This window comes from Nonomuraea sp. CA-218870, from assembly GCF_050936535.1.
GTDB lineage: Bacteria > Actinomycetota > Actinomycetes > Streptosporangiales > Streptosporangiaceae > Nonomuraea > Nonomuraea corallina.
The window spans coordinates 2,434,195-2,452,166 of the sequence record NZ_JBNJMN010000001.1 but is presented as its reverse complement, the minus strand read 5'-3'; the positions used below and the strand labels follow the sequence as shown (position 1 = coordinate 2,452,166).

The 17,972-nt window shown below is 72.6% G+C and carries 19 protein-coding genes; 10 read left to right on the top strand and 9 right to left on the bottom strand.

The annotated features are described in order from the left end of the window. Positions 1–78 precede the first annotated feature (78 nt). Both ACQEUU_RS12075 and ACQEUU_RS12070 read left to right on the top strand, forming a co-directional pair. Positions 79–1,380, top strand: a complete 1,302-nt coding sequence (locus tag ACQEUU_RS12075; RefSeq protein ID WP_433064324.1) for an FAD-dependent oxidoreductase — start codon at positions 79–81, stop codon at positions 1,378–1,380. A 61-nt stretch (positions 1,381–1,441) separates the two neighbouring features. Then, a complete protein-coding gene (locus ACQEUU_RS12070) occupies positions 1,442–2,596 on the top strand; it encodes a DUF6986 family protein (protein WP_433064322.1) in 1,155 nt (384 codons plus the stop codon). A gap of 80 nt (positions 2,597–2,676) precedes the next feature. Here the strand turns inward: ACQEUU_RS12070 and ACQEUU_RS12065 are convergent, their stop codons facing one another. The 3 genes from ACQEUU_RS12065 to ACQEUU_RS12055 all read right to left on the bottom strand — a co-directional run bounded on the left by ACQEUU_RS12065 (position 2,677) and on the right by ACQEUU_RS12055 (position 5,039). Continuing rightward, positions 2,677–3,357 (bottom strand): copper homeostasis protein CutC, encoded by a 681-nt coding sequence (locus ACQEUU_RS12065; protein ID WP_433064319.1) that lies wholly within the window; start codon positions 3,355–3,357, stop codon positions 2,677–2,679. A 114-nt stretch (positions 3,358–3,471) separates the two neighbouring features. Beyond that, a complete protein-coding gene (locus tag ACQEUU_RS12060; protein ID WP_433064317.1) occupies positions 3,472–4,074 on the bottom strand; it encodes a GNAT family N-acetyltransferase in 603 nt (200 codons plus the stop codon). 215 nt (positions 4,075–4,289) lie between these two features. Next, the gene (locus ACQEUU_RS12055) at positions 4,290–5,039 is read right to left on the bottom strand and encodes a GntR family transcriptional regulator (RefSeq protein WP_433064314.1); all 750 of its coding nucleotides are present in this window, start codon (positions 5,037–5,039) and stop codon (positions 4,290–4,292) included. Between the two features lie 822 nt (positions 5,040–5,861). Here ACQEUU_RS12055 and ACQEUU_RS12050 point away from each other — a divergent pair. Genes ACQEUU_RS12050 through ACQEUU_RS12035 form a run of 4 tightly spaced genes read left to right on the top strand, consistent with a single transcriptional unit; the run spans position 5,862 to position 8,679 of the window. Beyond that, a complete protein-coding gene (locus tag ACQEUU_RS12050) occupies positions 5,862–6,425 on the top strand; it encodes a flavin reductase family protein (protein ID WP_433064311.1) in 564 nt (187 codons plus the stop codon). A gap of 22 nt (positions 6,426–6,447) precedes the next feature. Then, the gene (locus ACQEUU_RS12045; RefSeq protein ID WP_433064308.1) at positions 6,448–6,900 is read left to right on the top strand and encodes a PadR family transcriptional regulator; all 453 of its coding nucleotides are present in this window, start codon (positions 6,448–6,450) and stop codon (positions 6,898–6,900) included. Further along, on the top strand, positions 6,897–7,877 hold the full coding sequence (locus ACQEUU_RS12040; RefSeq protein ID WP_433064305.1) for a hypothetical protein: 981 nt from the start codon (positions 6,897–6,899) through the stop codon (positions 7,875–7,877). The genes ACQEUU_RS12045 and ACQEUU_RS12040 overlap by 4 nt, the downstream gene beginning before the upstream one ends. A 55-nt stretch (positions 7,878–7,932) precedes the next feature. Further along, positions 7,933–8,679 (top strand): SDR family oxidoreductase, encoded by a 747-nt coding sequence (locus tag ACQEUU_RS12035; RefSeq protein WP_433064303.1) that lies wholly within the window; start codon positions 7,933–7,935, stop codon positions 8,677–8,679. Here ACQEUU_RS12035 and ACQEUU_RS12030 read toward each other — a convergent pair. The 3 genes from ACQEUU_RS12030 to ACQEUU_RS12020 are packed head-to-tail and all read right to left on the bottom strand — an operon-like array spanning position 8,676 to position 10,069. Further along, positions 8,676–9,491 (bottom strand): ATP-grasp domain-containing protein, encoded by an 816-nt coding sequence (locus ACQEUU_RS12030; protein WP_433064300.1) that lies wholly within the window; start codon positions 9,489–9,491, stop codon positions 8,676–8,678. The two genes, ACQEUU_RS12035 and ACQEUU_RS12030, sit on opposite strands and share 4 nt — an antisense overlap. 50 nt (positions 9,492–9,541) lie before the next feature. After that, positions 9,542–9,793, bottom strand: coding sequence for a hypothetical protein (locus ACQEUU_RS12025; protein ID WP_433064297.1), 252 nt, complete (start codon positions 9,791–9,793; stop codon positions 9,542–9,544). Positions 9,794–9,814: 21 nt separating this feature from the next. Next, on the bottom strand, positions 9,815–10,069 hold the full coding sequence (locus tag ACQEUU_RS12020; protein ID WP_433064295.1) for a hypothetical protein: 255 nt from the start codon (positions 10,067–10,069) through the stop codon (positions 9,815–9,817). A gap of 185 nt (positions 10,070–10,254) precedes the next feature. Between ACQEUU_RS12020 and ACQEUU_RS12015 the strand changes: the two genes are divergently transcribed. Continuing rightward, positions 10,255–10,935 carry an NIPSNAP family protein gene (locus ACQEUU_RS12015; protein ID WP_433064292.1) on the top strand — a complete coding sequence of 227 codons (681 nt, stop codon included), beginning with the start codon at positions 10,255–10,257 and terminating at the stop codon, positions 10,933–10,935. 2 nt (positions 10,936–10,937) lie between these two features. Here ACQEUU_RS12015 and ACQEUU_RS12010 read toward each other — a convergent pair whose 3' ends face one another. Next, positions 10,938–12,422 (bottom strand): glycoside hydrolase family 3 protein, encoded by a 1,485-nt coding sequence (locus ACQEUU_RS12010; RefSeq protein ID WP_433064290.1) that lies wholly within the window; start codon positions 12,420–12,422, stop codon positions 10,938–10,940. 236 nt (positions 12,423–12,658) lie between these two features. Between ACQEUU_RS12010 and ACQEUU_RS12005 the strand changes: the two genes are divergently transcribed. Further along, positions 12,659–13,336, top strand: a complete 678-nt coding sequence (locus ACQEUU_RS12005; protein ID WP_433064287.1) for a TetR/AcrR family transcriptional regulator — start codon at positions 12,659–12,661, stop codon at positions 13,334–13,336. Beyond that, on the top strand, positions 13,333–14,007 hold the full coding sequence (locus tag ACQEUU_RS12000; protein ID WP_433064285.1) for a DNA alkylation repair protein: 675 nt from the start codon (positions 13,333–13,335) through the stop codon (positions 14,005–14,007). The genes ACQEUU_RS12005 and ACQEUU_RS12000 overlap by 4 nt, the downstream gene beginning before the upstream one ends. Here the strand turns inward: ACQEUU_RS12000 and ACQEUU_RS11995 are convergent, their stop codons facing one another. Further along, complete coding sequence (locus ACQEUU_RS11995) at positions 14,008–14,847, bottom strand: LysR family transcriptional regulator (protein ID WP_433071822.1); 840 nt, start codon at positions 14,845–14,847, stop codon at positions 14,008–14,010. It lies immediately after the preceding gene. An 83-nt stretch (positions 14,848–14,930) separates the two neighbouring features. Between ACQEUU_RS11995 and metE the strand changes: the two genes are divergently transcribed. Further along, entirely contained in the window at positions 14,931–17,132 is a 2,202-nt protein-coding gene (metE, locus tag ACQEUU_RS11990) for a 5-methyltetrahydropteroyltriglutamate--homocysteine S-methyltransferase (RefSeq protein ID WP_433064283.1), read from the top strand. On the opposite strand, the gene ACQEUU_RS11985 is transcribed toward metE, so the two are convergent. Further along, positions 17,122–17,967, bottom strand: coding sequence for a phosphotransferase family protein (locus ACQEUU_RS11985; protein ID WP_433064281.1), 846 nt, complete (start codon positions 17,965–17,967; stop codon positions 17,122–17,124). The genes metE and ACQEUU_RS11985 overlap by 11 nt on opposite strands. Positions 17,968–17,972: the final 5 nt, after the last annotated feature.

Sequence of the window (17,972 nt, the reverse complement as noted above, 5' to 3'; positions counted from 1 at the left end):
TACATCGATCACGCCGGCAGATCGCCTCTGGTGGGACGTGCGTCCGAGGTGGAGAATCGCCGGAACAAGGGAGGCGGCGTGACGTTGCGCGTGGCGGTCATCGGATCCGGCCCCGCCGGGATCTACACGGCGGAGGCCCTGGTCAAGCAGTCCGGCGAGCCCTTGGAGGTGGACGTACTCGAACGGCTGCCGACCCCGTACGGGCTGGTCAGATACGGCGTCGCGCCCGACCACACGTCGATCAAGTCCATCGCCAACTACCTGCGCGGGGTCCTGGAGCTGCCCGAGGTGCGCTTCCTCGGCGGGGTCACCCTCGGCGAGCACCTGACCGTCGAGGACCTGCTGGCCTGCTACGACGCGGTCGTCTACTGCACCGGCGCGATGGTCGACCGGCGGCTCGGCATCCCCGGCGAGGACCTGCCGGGCAGCGTGGCCGCCACCGACTTCGTCAACTGGTACTGCGGGCATCCCGACGTGGACCCGTCGCGGTTCACTCTCGACAGCTCCGAGGTGGCGGTGATCGGCGTCGGCAACGTGGCCGTCGACGTGGTGCGCGTCCTGGCCAAGACCGCCGAGGAGCTGAGCGCCACCGACGTGCCCCACGAGGTGCTGGAGCGGCTGGCCGGCAGCCAGGTCAAGGCCATCCACATGATCGGCCGCCGCGGGCCCGAGCACGCCAAGTTCACCCTCAAGGAGCTGCGCGAGCTGGGCGAGCTGGCCAACGCCGACGTGTGCGTGCGCCCGGAGGAGGCAGTCGTGCTCGGCGGCGACTTCCCGCGCCAGATCAAGGGCAACATCGAGGTGCTGCGCTCATGGTCGGAGCGGAACCCTGCGGGCCGGCCGCGCCGCCTGGACGTGCGCTTCTGGCTGCGGCCGGTGGAGATCCTGGGCAGCGAGCGGGTGGAGGGCCTCAGGCTGGAGCGCACCCGTCTGTCGCCGGAGGGCCGCGTGGTCGGCACCGGCGAGTACGAGACGCTGCCGGTCGGCATGGTGCTGCGCTCGGTCGGCTACCAGAGCGTGCCGCTGCCGGGGGTGCCGTTCTCCGAGAAGACGATGACGGTGCCTAACGCGGCGGGGCGGGTGCGCGAGCGCGAGTACGTCGCCGGCTGGCTCAAGCGCGGCCCCACCGGCGTGATCGGCACCAACAAGTCCGACGCCGCCGAGACCGTCCGCACGCTGCTGTCCGACCTGTCCGGGCAGCCGCCGCGCGACCTGAAGCGGCTCGACGCGCTGCTGACCGAGCGCGGGGTCCGGCCGGTGACGTACGGCGAATGGCAGGCGATCGAGGCCGCCGAGGCCGAGCTGGCCAAGTCGCTGGGCCGGGGCGAGCGGGTCAAGCTGGTCGGCCTGGAGGCGATGCTGCGGGCCTGCCGCCCCTGAGAACCGGCCTCTGAGAACCGGCCCCTGAACCGGCCCCTGAGAACGGCGCGGAGAGGAACCCATGCGCACCACCGTCCCGTCCGCCGTCCCCGGATTCCCCGAGGTCCACTGGATGCAGCGGAGCCGTTACCCGGCGGCCGAGCCCGGATGGCAGCCCGTGCACACCGTGTACGTGCCCGCCGACCGGTTCGGCTCCGGCACCGTCACCGCGTGGGGCGACGAGGCGCTCGCTCTGGCCAAGGCGCACCTGTCCACGCCCGCGGAGCTGGCCGAGGTGTTCGGGGTGCCGGAGCCCGTGTCGGCCGCCGCGCACGAGCGGGTGCTGCGCAAGCTCGCCACCGAACCGGTCGAGGACCTGCGGGTCGACTTCGAGGACGGGTACGGGGTGCGGCCCGGCGAGGAGGACGGCCACGTCGAGGCGGCAGTCGAGGCGCTGGCGGCGATGCGCGCTGCGGGCACCCTGCCGCGCCGGTGGGGTCTGCGGGTGAAGTCGTTCGCCGACGGGGACCCGGAGCGGTCCGTGCGGACGCTCGACGGGTTCGTCACCGGGCTCGTCGAACGGCTCGGCGAACTGCCCGAGGGATTCGTGGTGACGTTCCCCAAGGTGCTGATGGAGCCCTATCTGGGGCAGTTCGCCGCGTTCCTGGAACAGTTGGAAGGGGCGCTCGGGCTCTCCGGACTGCGGTTCGAGATCCAGGTGGAGGCGCCGCAGACCGTGCGGTTCCTCCGCGCCGAGCTGGCCGAGGAGCTGGGCGGGCGGCTGGCGGCGGCGCACTTCGGGGTGTTCGACTACACCGCCGCGATCGGGCTGCCCCCGCACGAGCAGCGGCTCGACCATCCGGCCTGCGACCACGCGCGTCACGTGATGCAGACGGCGTTCGCGGGCACCGGCGTGGAGCTGTCGGACGGGTCGCTGGCCGCCTCCCCGGCCTCCGGCTCGGCCACGGACGTGCGCGCGCTGTGGCGGCGGCACGCCGGGCTGGTCCGCCACTCCCTGGCGCACGGGTTCCACCAGGGGTGGGACATGCATCCGTCCCACCTGGTGAGCCGGTTCGCCACCGTCTACGCCTTCCATCTGGCGCGGTACGACACGTACCGGGAGCGGGTGCGCGCCTGGGAGGAGCGGCGTGCGGCGGAAGGCGGCGTCATGGACGAGCCGGCGACCGTCAGGACGCTGGTCGCGGCGCTGCGCCGGGCGGACGCGGCGCTGCCCTGAACGCCCCGGGCCGGCCGCGGCGGGCCGGTCGCGGCGGGCCGGTCATGGAGGGTCAGGCGAGGCGGGTCAGTCGCGGCGGGTCAGTCGCGTTCGATCAGGGACCGCCAGCGGCGGACGAGCTGCGCGTCCACCGGGTCGGACCAGCTGCGCCGGACCGCCGAGCCCACGTGGAAGGCGCGGATGCCGTAGTCCAGCAGGTCGGGCACGTGCCGGGGCCTGAGCCCGCCGCCCGCCAGGATGATGGAGCCGTCGCCGGCGTCGGCGCGGGCCTTGAGCGTGGGCAGCCCGTCTCCCACACCGTGGGGGGAGCCGGACGTGAGCACCGTCGCCAGGTTGGGCAGCAGCCGGACGGCCCGCCACGACGCCTGCACGTCGGCCGCGTGGTCGACGGCGCGGTGGAACGTCCACGGCAGCGGGGAGACGGCGTGGATGAGCGCCTCGGTGGCGGCCAGGTCGACCGCGCCCGCCTCGTCGAGGAAGCCGAAGACGAACCCGGCGGCGCCGGCCTGCGCCAGCTCGCGGGCGTCGCGGCGCAGGCGGTCCAGCACGTCGCCGCCCGCGGCGAACCCGTCGTCGCAGCGGAGCATCACCATCTGCGGCAGCGGGCACTCGGCGGCGATGGCCGCGACCGTCTCGGGGGCCGGGGTCAGCCCGTCCGCCGCCATCCCGGTGACGACCTCCAGGCGGTCGGCGCCGCCCTGTTCGGCGGCCACGGCGTCGCGCACGCCGAGCGCGATGACCTCGAGCAGGGATCCCGTCATGGACGGAAGGGTATAGGCCAATGTGACCACTTTTGACCGACAGAGTGTGGACAGTTCGCGCAAGGCCCTCCACGCCCGGCCGGGGGCGCGGGCCGGAGCCCGCGCCCCCGGGCGTCAGGCGACGATCAACTCGGCCGCCGTGAGGTCACGGAAGGCCGTGATCGCCGGGTCGGCGGCCCGGCGCTGGAACAGCGCGCCCGAGGCGCGGTGCGGCAGATCGACCGTGCGCACGTGGCGGAAGCCGCGCCGCCGGTAGTAGCGCTGCAACACCTCGTTGCGCTTGGCGCAGTCGAGCCGCAGCCACGGCAGCCCCGACCCGTACGCGGTCGCGCCCGCCCAGTCGAGCAGCGCGTCGCCCAGGCCACTCCCCGACCAGGACCGCGCCACCGCGAGCTTGTGCACGTACAGGGCGGCGCCGGGGTCGTCGGCCGCGGTCCAGAACTCCGGATCGGCGTGCCGGTCGAGGGCTATGGTGGCGACCGGGGCGCCCCGCCCGTCGGGATCGAGCGCGCGCAGCTCGTCCTGGAGCAGGAACAGCACGCGCTGCTCGATCAGCGGGACGATGCGGTCCGGGCCGAAGCCCTCGCGAGGCCACTGACGGACGCCCCGGGAGTGCAGCCAGCCCGCCGTGTCGGCCAGGAGGTCGAGGACTCCGCGCAGGTCGCCGGGCTCGGCTCGGCGGAGGGTGAGGGGATGCAGGAGGGTGTTCGTGCGCATGATTCACCTTTCATCGCAGTGTGCAGGCATGCGGACACTGAGCGTGATCGACGGATGGGACGCCGGTCCAGAGATGGGACCTATGTTCCGATTTATCCGATAGCCCGAAATGTTCAGATAAATCGCAATATGGGGAGCGCTATCACTCCCCGCGCCCAGCGAGACGGCAGGCTCACTGTGCCGCGGCCGGCGGGATCACCCCCAACCGAGCTCTGTCAGCGGCGATCGAGCTCGTATCTGATCAGATGTTTGTCGGCGGGCAGCACCGACACCGCGACGCGCACGGGTGTGTCGGAACGGTCGTAGCCGACCCGGACGTACACCATCACCGGTGTGCCGAGCTCCAGCTGGAGCCGCTCGGCCTCCTCCTGGTTGGGCATCCGCGCCCAGATGTCGTCCACCACGCGGACCTGCCCGTGCCCCAGCTCCTCCAGGACGCGGTTGGCGCCGCGCTCGATGTCGCCCGGCCGGGCGATCTCCGAGTCGGCCACCAGTTCCCGGGGGAAGTAGGAGTCGTTGGTGTTGTAGGGCTGGCCGTCCACGAACCGCAGGCGCCGCCGCACCACCGCGAGTTCCCCGTCGGACAGTTCCAGCCTGCTGGCGATCTCCTCCACCGGAGATACGGTCAGAACCTCTATGTACTGACTGGGCGCGCGGCCTTCCTGCGTGACCGCGTAGGCGAAGGCCTCACGCAGCTCTCCGGAGGGCTGCGGCTCCAGCTCGCGCTGCGGGTACATGAGCAGCGGCCTGCGATCCCTGACCACCGTGCCGCGCCGTGGCGTACGCGTGACGAGCCCCTCATTCACCAGTTCACCGAGGGCCAATCGGACGGTGTTGCGGCTCACCCCATGGTCTTCCATGAGCTGCGCCTCGGTCGGCAGCTGCGCTCCGGGGCCGAGTATGCCGGAGTAGATGGCCCTTCTCAGCTCCGAAGCCACCTGCTGATACAGCACCGACCTTGCCACTTTCACCCCTTTTGTTCCAACAATTTAGACGATCTGGTTCTAGCAGGCCATCTCCCCTTGACCGGACGGCATCCGCAGCCGCATCATCCATTCGTTGGTACAAATCCATCGAAAGGCCGGTGAGGGGGTGAGGGCCGGTGGTGCCGCGAGTATGCCGTACGTGCCCTGGCGGGACCCCTGCGAAGCAACACGTTTACTGCGTTGCGGGTTGCCTCGCCATGGGTTCCACCACATCAGCCAGAGCGTCCGACACGGCAGCTCCACACCTTCCGTGTTAACCGAGCCGAGCGTCCGGCGCCAAGACGGGCCCCTCATCCGGCATGAGGGGAGCGCCCCCGTCAGCGCACCGGGAGCGTCCCGGCCGGCACGGCGGGCGGCAACGCCACCAGTGGACCGACACCCGGAGTCCTCGCGAGAGGGTCACTCCCCCACCAACTCCGTGCGCGTCATCACGGTCTAGGACTCCATCCCTCGCCGGAGTCCTGGGCCGCCGCACACGGGGCAGGAAGCGCGTCCTGGCGGGTCCCCCACGCCCGCCAGGGCGCGCGTCCTCTTTTCCGGGCTTCCTCTGCTTTCTGGGCTTACTCTGCTTCTGGGCTTCCTCTACCGGCAGGAGCCGCCTTGTCACGCCACGGCAGCGCCTTGTGCCCTCGCGGCACGGTGACGGTTCACCGGTGCGGGGTGACGTTGTTCTCGCCTGCTCCGCGGTCAGGGTTCGGTGTCGTCGGCACGACCGGACGAGGCCGGCCGCGCATCACCTCTTGACGGGGCGGGGTGAGCCGCCTAGCTTACCAAGCAAGCGCTTGGTAATAGGAGGCGGCCATGGTCTACACGCGTGAGGCACTCACCCAGGAGAGGCGGCTCGCCTCCCTGCTGTGCAGGCCGCGCCCGCCCGCGAGCGACCCCGTGGACCCCGAGAGGTTCCGCTCGGTCCTCGGCCGCTTCGCCACCGGCGTGGTGGCCCTCACCGCGCGTGGCCGCGACGGAGGTCCCTGCGGACTCGCGGCCAACTCGTTCACCTCGGTCTCGCTCGACCCCCCGCTCGTGGCGTTCTGCGTGGCGTACAGCAGCACGAGCTGGCCCCTGTTACGGGCGGCCAAGGTGATCACCGTGAACATGCTGGCCGAACACCAGCGGGCCGTCTGTGTCCAGATGGCCACCCGCGGCGGAGACAAGTTCGCGGGCCTGACCTGGAGGGATTCGCCCGCCGGAAACCCGGTGCTCGATGGCGCGCTGGCCTGGATCGACTGCCGGGTCGAGGCCGAACATCCCGCAGGTGACCACGTCATCGTGGTGGCCCGTGTGCTGCAGCTCGACACCCACGCCGACGGCGGCCCGCTGGTGTTCTACAACCGCTCCTATGGCGGCTTCGACCCTATATCTTGACACTCAAGATATAGTCGGGGGCATGGCTATCACCGAGCCCATGTTCCTCGCGCTCACCGCCCTGGCGGGCGAGCCGCAGCACGGCTACGGCATCGTCCAGGAGGTCGAGCGCATCTCCGGCGGCCGCGTCCAGCTCAAGATCGGAAGCCTGTACGGGGTGCTCGACCGGCTGGCGGCGCAGGGCCTGGTCGCGCTCGACCGGGAGGAGATCCGGCAGGGGCGGCTGCGGCGCTACTACCGGCTGACCGACGAAGGCGCCGCCGCGCTCCAGGACGAGGCCGCCCGGCTGGCCGCCAACGCCGAGGCCGCGACCGCCCGTCTGCGCGCCCGTCAGGCCGGCGCCCCGGCCGTGTTCTCCCTTCCGCCGCGCGCCCGCCGGGCCGGCGCCCCGGCGTCCGAGGGCCGGTCGGCCGCCCGGCTGGTCGCGGCACTGGTTCCCTTCTCGCCGTGTGCCCGTACGGGAGGCATCGGATGAACGAGGACGAGTTGCTGGAGCGGCGCTACCGCGCCGTGCTGCGTCTGCTGCCGGAGAGCTACCGGCGCGAGCGCGAGGACGAGATGGCGGCGGCGTTCCTGGAGGCGGCGGGTCACGCGCCCGACGCGGACAACCCGCGCCCCCGCTGGGACGAGGTGGGCAGCGTGCTCGCGCTGGCGGTGCGGCTGCGGCTCGGCGGGCCGGACGCCTCGCCACGGGCGTTCGCCCAGGGTGCGGCGGTGCGTCTGATGGCCCTGCTCGGCCTGGCGTTCCTCGCCGCGATCTCGGTGCTCACCGCGGTCCACCAAGGCGGCGCGATGCTCGCCGGGGTCCACCAGGCGGGCGAGCTGCTCACCGGGGCGCCGCGCTCGGCCGACCGGCTGCTCTTCCTGCTGGACGCGGTCGAGTCGGGCTGCTGGGTCGTGGCGTTCACGACGCTGGCGCGCGGCCACTCCCGGACGGCCGGCCGGATCGCGGTCCTCGCCCTGGTCCCCATCGCCGGATCCACCGCCGTCCGCCTCGCGGTCGTCCCCGCGCCCTGGCCGCAGACGTTCATGTGGCTCACCCTCACGACGGTCCTGGTGATCGCGCTGCTGCTGGGCCACCATCGCGACGCCCGGCCGGTGACGCTGCCGTGGCACCGGACGGCGGCCCCGCTCGCGGCGGGCGGCGTCGCGGGGGCCTTCCTGCCCGACCCCGCCCTCGGGACGTGGCCGCAGCTGTGGACGGACCCCGTCGGGCTGGGCGTGTCGGCGCTGGCGGCGGGCGCGGTGGTCTGCGCGGTCCGCAGGTCGTCCGCGCCGTGGCGGCTCGCCCTGGCCATGCTGGCGGCGCTCCTCATGGCGGTGCGGCTCATGGACCTGAGCGACGCGTACGGACCGTTCCTGATCACGGGTCTCACCCAGGTGACCCTCCTGGCCGTCCTGACGGTCGGGCTCGGCGTCACGGGGAGACGCGCGCTGCCCGCGGCGGTCTAGCCGGCCGGGCCTGCCCGGATGGCGACCAACCGGTCGGTATGGCATGCTCCGGACCATGAATCTGTTCTCGGTGGAAGGCAAGACGGCGGTCGTCACGGGCGGCTCCCGGGGTATCGGGCGCATGATCGCGGCCGGGTTCGTGACGGCAGGCGCGAAGGTGATCATCTCCGCGCGCAAGGCGGCCGAGGTGGAGAAGACCGCCGCCGAGCTGGGCTGCACCGCCGTGGTCGCCGACCTGTCTACGCCCGAGGGGGTGGACGCGCTGGTGTCCGCCGTCGACGGGCCGCTGCACGTGCTGGTCAACAACGCGGGCGCCACCTGGGGCGCGCCGCTGGAGGAGTATCCCGAGCACGCCTTCGACAAGCTCTGGAACATCAACGTCAAGGGGGCGTTCACGCTCGTCCAGCGCCTGCTGCCCCGGCTGCGCGAGGCCGCGGGCGAGGACGACCCGGCACGGGTGATCAACGTCGGCTCGGTCGACGGGATCAGGGTGCCGGTGATGGAGACGTACGCCTACTCCTCCACCAAGGCCGCCGTGCACATGCTGACCCGGCACCTGGCCAGGCAGCTGGCCCCGGAGCACATCACCGTGAACGCGATCGCCCCGGGACCGTTCGACTCCAAGATGATGGCCTTCGCCCTGAACGACCCCTCGACCCGGGCCTCGATCGCCTCGACCGTGCCGCTCGGCCGCATCGGACGCGCCGACGACATGGCCGGCGCGGCGATCTTCCTGGCCTCGCGGGCCGGCGCCTACCTCACCGGGACGGTCATCCCGGTGGACGGCGGCATCACGGCCTAGAGCAGCTCGCGGAGCGCGGCGGCGAACCTGGCGGCCGATCCGTCGGCCTGATTCAGGTAGAGGTACGGCTCGGTCAGCTCCAGCTCGATCAGGGCCGGGGCGCCGCCGGGGAGCCGGACCAGGTCGACCCTGGCGTACAGAAGAGGCTGCGGGATGTCGGCGAGCACCTTCTCGGCGAGTTCGACCTGGTCCGGGGCCGGTGTGCGCGGCTGCGCCCGGACGTTGTCCGCGCCCGTCATGCCGGGGGCCAGCATGGGCGAGCGCCGGACGGCGTGGCTGAATCGGCGGTTGAAGTAGAGCAGCGAGGTCTCGCCCTCCGACTCGACCATGTCGAGATAGGGCTGGACCATGGGGGTGCGACCGGCGGCCTCCAGAGCGGCGGCGCGGGCCGCCGCCTCCGCGCGGTCGGCGGTCCTGGTGGTGTCGCGGGCGCTCGCCGAGATCGAGGGCTTGACGACGTACTCCTCGTGATCCGGCAGATCCCGGGAGGACCAGTGGGTGGGCACGATCGGCACCCCGAGGTCGCGCAGGTAGGTCTTGTCGGTGTTGGACTCCAGGACGACGGCCGGGTTCAGCAGCCGGGAGACCCGCTCCACGCGGCGGGCCCAGGCCAGGAACTCGTCCCTGCGGTCGAGATAGTCCCAAACGGATCGGACGACGACGGCGTCGTAGGCGCTCCAGTCGGTCTCCGGGTCGTCCCAGCGCTCGGCGCGCCCGTCGATGCCGGTGTGGCGCCAGGCCTCCAGGACGGTCTGGCGCTCGTCGTCGTGGCCATCCGGATCGTCAAAGGTGACGTACGCACACAGAACCATCCGGCGATGGTAGCGCCCGCACCCCCGGGCGGCGCGGGCGCCTCCATCCGCTAGTCGACCTCGACGCCGACGCGGGCCCAGCCGCGGTTGGTCGGCACGACGGCGTTGCCGTTGATGGTGGTCACGTTGGCCGCGGCTGCGCCGCCGCGGTTGCTGGTGCCGATGTTGCTGAAGTTGTTGCCGGTCTGGGACGACTCGGAGTTGCGGCTGCCGTTGCCGATCCGGGTGTCGGCGTGAGCGGCGGCGGCCAGGAGGGCGACACCGGCGGCCGTGAGCCCGATGAGGGCGAGCTTCCTGATCATGTCTGTCGGGTCCTTTCCGGTTCAGAAGAAGATGAAGGTCACGGCGGTGCTGCCGTGGGCCGCCGTGATGGCGTAGCCGTTGAGGTTGTTGACGTTGACCGACCGGCCCCAGCCGTAGTTGGCCGCGCCGACGCGGGAGAAGAGGTTGCCGGCCTGCCACGACGACGTGTTGGTGCTCCAGTTGTCGCTCCAGCGGTCGGCGTGCGCGGGCGCGGCCGTCACCGTCACGCCGACAGCCGCCACCAGGAAGCCCGTGGCGCACAACTTCTTGATCACTTCAGCTCCTTCGTAGGGTGAGGGCGTGGCGAACGCCCTCGTCGACCTGCCTTGACCTGAGGGGGGCCAAAGCCAGAGCGATCCTATAACTGTGTGTAGTCAAGACGTGTCATTGAGTTATCAGAAGATTGTTCTACGACTATCGCTGACAGAGGATGTCAACAGAAGCCCTCTACCGTCACCGCGTGATCTATGAGCTTCGCCAGTACACGCTGCGCCCTGGTCTGCGGGACACCCTCATCGAGCTGTTCGAACGGGAGTTGGTCGAGCCGCAGGAGGCGGCGGGCATGCGGATCGTCGGCCACTTCAGGAACGCCGACGACCCCGACCAGTACCCCTGGATCCGCGCCTTCGCCGACATGGAGGCCCGCAAGGCCGCACTCACCGCCTTCTACTCGGGTCCCGTCTGGAAGGCGAACCGCGACGCGGCCAACGCCACCATGCTCGACTCCGACGACGTCCTCCTGCTCCGGCCCGTCTCGGCTCCCGCCGCCCCCGCCTGGTCCTGGCCCCGCCCCCTCACCGCCGACGCCCCGCGCCCGCCCGTCGGCGCCACCGCGCTCCCCACGTCCCTGTACGTCGCCACGATCTGTCACGTCGAGGACGGGTTCGCCGCGCACTTCGCCTCACACGTGGCGCCCGCCCTGGTCGAGGCCGGTGCGCCGCCGATCGCCTGCTTCGAGACCGAGCCGGCCGCCAACACGTTCCCGGCGCTGCCCGTACGTGAGGGGGAGAACGTGTTCGTCTGGCTGACCCGCTTCGCCCGGGCGGAGGACGAGGTCCCCCCGCCCGCCCTCGACACCTTCCTGACGGCGCCTCCGCGCCGGCTGCGCCTCTCCCCCGCCGCGCGCTCCACGCTGAGGTGACCTCACAGGCCGCCGGCGAGCACCTCGGCGGCGGCCTGGCCGCAGACGCGGGCGGCGCCGTACGTGGCGATGTGGACGGCGCCGAGGTCCGCGCGGTGAGGCAGGCCCATCTCCACCACCACCGCGTCCGGGCGGGCACTGAGCAGGTGGAACAGCGCCTCGGCCTGCCAGGCGTGCCGGTGGGCGTCGCGGACCACGATCACCAGCGGGCGGCCGTCGACCTCGGCGAGCAGGTCCTCGATCGCCGGCCCGGTCGCCTCACCGGCGGTGAACCGGGTCGCGGTGGTGCCCGGCAGCAGCCCGGCGAGAGGCGCCGCCACGCCCCACGGGGTGGTCTTGTCGATGGCCAGGTGCGTCTCCGGAGCCAGTTCCACCACGTGCGGGGCGGAGGACAGCGGCAGCGACGCCGGGTCGGCCCGGCGGGTGACGCGGAGCGCCCGCCGCGCCGCCACCAGCCCGACCTCCCCGTCCCCCGCCGCTGGGTCCGCCGTGCTGCCCGAGGTGGTCCAGAGCGCCAGCTCGCGGACCCTGCGAGCGGCGTCGGCCAGTCGTTCCTCGGGCAGCAGCCCGTCCATCACCGCGGCGGCGATGGCGTCGCGCATCCCGGCCGCCGTGGCCTCGTCGAAGCTCTCGCCGCCGACGCAGATGGCGTCCGCCCCGGCCGCGATGGCGCGGGCGGCGGCCCCGCCGATCCCGTACGGGCCCGAGACGGCGGTCATCTCGATCCCGTCGGTGATGATCACCCCGTCGAACCCGAGCTCCTCGCGCAGCAGGCCGGTCAGGACCTTGGGGCTGAGCGTGGCGGGCAGGTGCGGATCGTACGACGGGACCAGCAGATGCCCCGTCATGACGGCCCGCACGCCCTCGGCGATGGCGGCGCGAAAGGGCAGCAGCGCCTGCTCGATGTCGCCGTCCGAGACGACGGGCACGCCGTGGTGGGAGTCGACCGAGGTGTCCCCGTGGCCGGGGAAGTGCTTGGCGCAGGCGGCGACGCCGGCCGACTGCAGGCCCCGGACGAACGCCCGGGTGTGACGGGCGACCACTTCGGGGTCGGCGCCGAAGGCCCGCAGCCCGATGACCGGGTTGTCGGGGTTGGAGTTCACGTCCGCGGAGGGCGCGAAGTCGATGCCGATCCCGGCGGCGGCGAGGTCCAGCCCCAGGTCGCGGGCGAGTTCCTCGGTCAGGGTGAGGTCGTCCACGACGCCGAGCGCGTACCCGCCGGGACGGCTGCTCCCGGTGGCCGCCTCCAGCCTGGTCACCTCGCCGGTCTCCTCGTCGACGCCGACCAGCGCGTGCGGGTTCTCGGCGTGCAGGACCGCCGTGAGCCGGGCCACCTGCTCCGGATCGGCGATGTTGCGGGAGAACAGCACCACTCCGGCCAGCCCGTCGGCGAGCCTGCGGCGCACCCAGGCGGGCGGCTCGTGCCCCGCGAAACCCGGCAGGAGAACGGCGTCGGTCAGGCGGAGGAGATCGCGGCTCAGAGGCATGAACCGCAATCTAATAGGAAAGTTTCTTATTTGCTAGAGGCGTTACCGAACGTCACCCCGTCCTCCGCAGGACGAACCCTCCGCACACAAGACCCCGAACCCGTCAGCTGACGATCGCGGCCACGACGCGCGGGCCGGCACCGGTTCGCCCCGGGTCCGGCGTGCGCCGGGAGCGCAGGATAATGGCGGGGTCGGCGGATCCGGTCGATCACCAAGCGCTTGGTCGAGGGCGCATAATGGTGACCGTGACAACGCGAAAGAACTCCGGCGGCACCACCACCCAGACGAAACGTTCCGGCACCGCCTCCTCGGGGGCGGCGTCCGAGCGCCGCGAACACCTCGTCAAACTCGCCGCGGAGCTCTTCGCGCGCAAGGGGTTCCAGGCCACGACCGTCCGGCAGATCGCCCAGGAGGCGGGCATCCTCTCGGGCAGCCTCTACCACCACTTCGACTCCAAGGAGGCGATCGTCGACGAGGTGCTGTCCACCTTCCTCGACGATCTCACGGCCCGCTACCGCGCCGCCGTCGACGGCGGCTCCGACCCGCGCACGGTGCTGACGGAGATGGTCCGCATCGGGTTCGCCACGCTGGAGCCGCACCGCGCCGCGATCACCGTGATGCAGAACGACTGGAACTACCTGCGCCAGTTCGAGCGGTTCAACTACCTGGTCAAGGCCGAGGAGGAGGTCGAGCAGATCTGGGTGTCGCAGATCAGGGCCGGCCAGGCGGCCGGACAGCTCCGCGACGACGTCGACCCCAAGCTGACCTACCGCATGATCCGCGACACGATCTGGGTGGCGGTGCGCTGGTTCCGTCCCGACGGCCGGCTCGACACCGGCGAGCTGGCCGAGCACTTCGTCACCGTCCTGTTCGACGGTCTGGCCACCGGCCACCGGACGTCGCACCGGGCATGAGCCTGACCGAAGAGGTGCGGCTGGCCCTGCGGAAGGCGGCCGAGCCGGACAAGGCGGCCGCCATGCGGGCCTACATGAAGTCGGCGATGCCGTTCCTCGGCGTCCAGGCCGGGCCGCGGCGGGCGGCGCTCAGGCAGGTGTTCGCCGACCATCCTCTGGGCACCGCGCCCGAGTGGCGGCAGGCGGTGCTGCGGCTGTGGCGCGAGGCCGAGTTCCGCGAGGAGCGCTACGCCGCGATCGAGCTGACCGGTTTCCGCCTCTACCGCGACTATCAGACCCTCTCCACCGTCCCGATGTACGAGGAGATGATCGTCAGCGGCGCCTGGTGGGACCTGGTGGACGAGCTGGCCACGCACCGCGTCGGCGGGCTGCTGGCGGCCTTCCCCGACGCGATGCGCCCGCTCATGCTGGAGTGGGCGCACGCCGGCGACCTGTGGAAGCGGCGCACGGCCATCCTCTGCCAGAACCGGTTCAAGTCCCGTACGGACACCGCTCTGCTGTACGCGTGCATCGAGCCGAGCCTGTCGGACAACGACTTCTTCGCGCGCAAGGCGATCGGGTGGGCGCTGCGCGAGTACGCCAAGACGAACCCGGACGAGGTGGTCCGTTACGTACGGGCGAAGGGCATCTCGGGTCTCAGCCGCCGGGAGGCGCTGAAGAACCTCACCTGATCACCTGGTCCACAGCGCGTCCTGCGTCGCCTGGACGAGCGCCAGCAGCTCGTTGGTGACCCGCTCCCTGGACCAGGCCAGCGCGTACGTGAGCTGGAGGCCGGCGCCCTCCAGCGGCACGAACACCACGTCGTCGCGCCGCACGCTCCGCACCAGCAGGTGCGGGATCGGCAGCACTCCCGTCCCGGCGGCGACCAGGTCGAGCGCGGCCGCGAAGTCGTCGTCGCGGACCGTACGCGGATGTCCTGGCAGCCCTTCCCACCGTCTCCCGCCGGGCGTCAGCACGACGAGCCCGGCCAGTTCCCCCGGCCACACCCCGCCCCGGGACGCCAGGGCGTGGGTGGGCGGGACCGCGAGGTGGTCGACCGTGACGTGGAAGCGGGCGGCGGTGACGAAGCGGGCCGGCGCCGGCGTGGCCAGGATCGCGGCCGACGCCTGGCCCTCGTCGAGGGCGGCCGCGGCGGCGGCCCGGCCCGCCGGGTGGAGCTCGACCGCCACCGGCGGGGTGCGTCCGGCCATGCGCCGCGCGATGCGGGCGGCCAGCGGACCGGCGAGCGGTGGATAAGCGAGGTGAATGACCGGACGGGCCAGCCTCGACGCCTCGGACGCGAAGGCGGCGGCCGACTCCAGCACCTGTTCGGCGTAGGGCAGCAGCGCGACCCCGGCCGCCGTCAGCCGCACCGCGCGGGCGGTGCGCTCGAAGAGGCGGACGCCGGTGGCGCGTTCGAGGCGGGCGACGGCCTGGCTGACGGCGGGCTGGGACAGGCCCAGGTCGGCCGCGGCGCCGGAGAAGCTGAGCCGCGCCGCCACCCTGACGAAGCACTGCGTCTCCCTTGTCATAAGCGACACGAATAGATGATGCACCAAGCAGGCAGGGCCGTGCACGATGCCCAGACGTTCACGATCACCTGAGGAGCGATGCGATGCCCGCCTTCCCGCAGTCCACCGTGCTCGGATATCCGAGGATCGGCCCTCACAGGGAGCTGAAGCGCGCCCTGGAGTCGTACTGGGACGGCCGGTCCACCCGCGCGGACCTCGAGTCGGCGGGCGCCGCGATCCGGGAACGGACCTGGCGCGGGCTGGCCGGTCTGGGCCTGGAAGGGCTCCCGTCGAACACGTTCTCCCTCTACGACCAGGTACTCGACACGGCCGTGCTGCTGGGTGCGGTGCCGGAGCGCTATCTCCAGGCCGCGGACCCGTACTTCGCGATGGCGCGCGGCACCGACGGGCTCGCGCCGCTGCGGATGACGAAGTGGTTCGACACGAACTACCACTACATCGTGCCCGAGGTCGGGCCGGAGACGGCCTTCAAGCTGGACGCCGCCAAGCCGCTGGGCGAGGTGCGCGAGGCGCGGGCGCTGGGGTACGAGACGCGGCCCGTGGTGGTCGGGCCGGTCACGTTCCTGCTGCTGTCGGCGGACCCGGCGGCGGCGCTCGCGCGGCTGGACGACGTGCTCGCCTGCTACGAGGAACTGCTGGGGGCGCTGGCGGCCGAGGGCGTGGCGTGGGTGCAGCTCGACGAGCCCGCGCTGGTGGCGGACCGGACGCCGGCGGAGCTGGCGGCGGTGCGCGTGGCCTACGACCGGCTGGGGAACGCGGCGGCGCGGCCGGGGCTCTTCGTGGCCTCGTACTTCGGACATCTCGGGGAGGCGCTGCCGGTGCTGGCGGCGACGCCGGTGGAGGCCGTCGGGGTGGACCTGGTGCGCGGCGGCCTCGACGGGCTGGAGGCGCTCGCGGGCAGGACGGTGGTGGCCGGCGTGGTGTCGGGCCGGGACGTGTGGCGGACGCCCCCGGAGCGGGCGGCCCGTGCGCTGGAGGCGGTGCGCACGTTCGCGGGGCAGGTCGTGGTGAGCACGTCGTGCTCGCTGCTGCACGTCCCGTACGACGTGGCGGCCGAGCCCGAGCTGGTCCCGGCGCTGCGGGAGCGCCTGGCGTTCGCCGAGCAGAAGGTGGCGGAGGTGGTGGCCCTCGCCCGCGCGGGCACGACGGCGGCGCACGACAGGGGCGCGCCGCATGAGCCGGACGCCGGCCACCACGCCCGCGCGACCGGGGACGAGGATCACGGCGCGGTCGGGGCGCGGAGTCCGTACAGGGTGCGGGCGGCGGCGCAGGCGGCGCGCCTCGGGCTGCCGCCGTTGCCCGTCACCACCATCGGGTCGTTCCCGCAGACCGGCGAGCTGCGGGCGGCGCGGGCGGCCGTGGCGGCGGGGACGCTCGGCCCCGAGGAGTACGAGAGCCGGGTCCGGGCCGAGATCGAACGGGTCGTCCGCCTGCAGGAGCGCCTCGGCCTGGACGTGCTGGTGCACGGCGAGCCGGAGCGCAACGACATGGTGCAGTACTTCGCCGAGCACCTGGACGGCTTCGCGGTGACCAGGAACGGCTGGGTCCAGTCGTACGGGTCGCGCTGCACGAGGCCGCCCATCCTGCACGGGGACGTGGCGAGGCCGGAGCCGATCACCGTCGGGTGGGCCGCCTACGCGCGGTCGCTCACGGACCGGCCGGTCAAGGGCATGCTCACCGGTCCGGTCACGATCGTGGCCTGGTCGTTCGTCCGGGACGACCTGCCGCTGCGCGAGGTGGTGCGCCAGGTGGCGGACGCGGTGCGGGAGGAGGTGCGGGACCTGGAGGCGGCCGGCGTGCCGATCATCCAGGTGGACGAGCCGGCGCTGCGCGAGCTGCTGCCCCTGCGCCGCACCGCGCAGGCCGGCTACCTGGAGTGGGCGGTGGCCGCGTACCGCAGGGCGACCTCCGGGGCCGGTGACGGCACGCAGATCCACACCCACCTGTGCTATTCGGACGCCGGTCAGATCCTGGCCGCGATCGACGGGCTGGACGCGGACGTGACCACGATCGAGTCGGCCCGGTCGGGAGCCGGGATCCTGGACGCCGTCGGGTCGTTCGGGCGCGGCCTGGGGCCGGGCGTGTACGACATCCACTCGCCGCGGGTGCCGGACGCGGCCGAGGTCGAGGACCTGCTGCGCCGGACGCTGGCGGTGCTGCCCGCCGAGCGGGTCTGGGTCAACCCGGACTGCGGGCTGAAGACCCGCACCTACGAGCAGGTGGAGGCGGCGCTGGCGAACGTGGTGGCGGCGGCCGCGACGCTACGGGCCGAGCTCAGCCCGTGAAGGTCCACTCCAGGTGGGCCAGGGCCGCCTCGGCATAGCGGGACGGGCCGGTGCTGAGGCCGTAGGCGAGGTCCTCGATGAGGCCGCAGCGGGCGTAGAACAGCGCCCGCCGCCGGTCCTCGGCGCCGAAGGGCCCGTCGTAGGAGGCCAGGATCAGGTCGAAGACCTCCGGCCCCAGGTCGCGGTAGAGCTTGGCGAAGTCGTGGGCCGGGTCGGTGACGGCGGCGTCGGTCCAGTCGATGACGCCGGTCAGCGCGCTGGTCTCGGGGTCGGCCAGGAGGTGCTCGGCGCCGAGGTCGTTGTGGCACAGCCGGAGCTCGCGCGGCTCCGGCGGCGGCTCTGCGGCCAGGAACCGTTCCACCAGGGGACGCTGCTCCTGCGGCACGTGCCTCTCGACGTCGCGGTACTCCAACTGGGCGTCGTGCAGCAGGGTCGGCGCCGGGTAGACGTCGAGCGGGGTGAGCTCGCGCGCCCGCTCCTGCGGGACGCCGTGCAGCGCGCTCAGCAGCCTGCCGAGCGGCTCGGCCAGCCGCTTCGGGTCGCGTACGGGATGCTGGTCGAGCGGCTTGCCGGGCAGCGCGTAGTAGGCGATGACGCCTTCCTTGTCGTCGCCGAACAGCACCTCGGGAACCCGTACCTCGACCAGGTCCCTGATCGCGGCCAGGAGGGCGACCTCGCGCCGGACGGCGGCGGGGTCGGCCACCCGCGCCCGGACGATGAGCTCCCCGTTGACGAGATGCACGGTGTTGTCCAGGCCCTGGCCCGCGGGGACGACGGTGTCCACCTCGTAGCCGGGGAGGTGGCGGGCCAGCAACGCGCGGATGTCGCCGATCACATCCT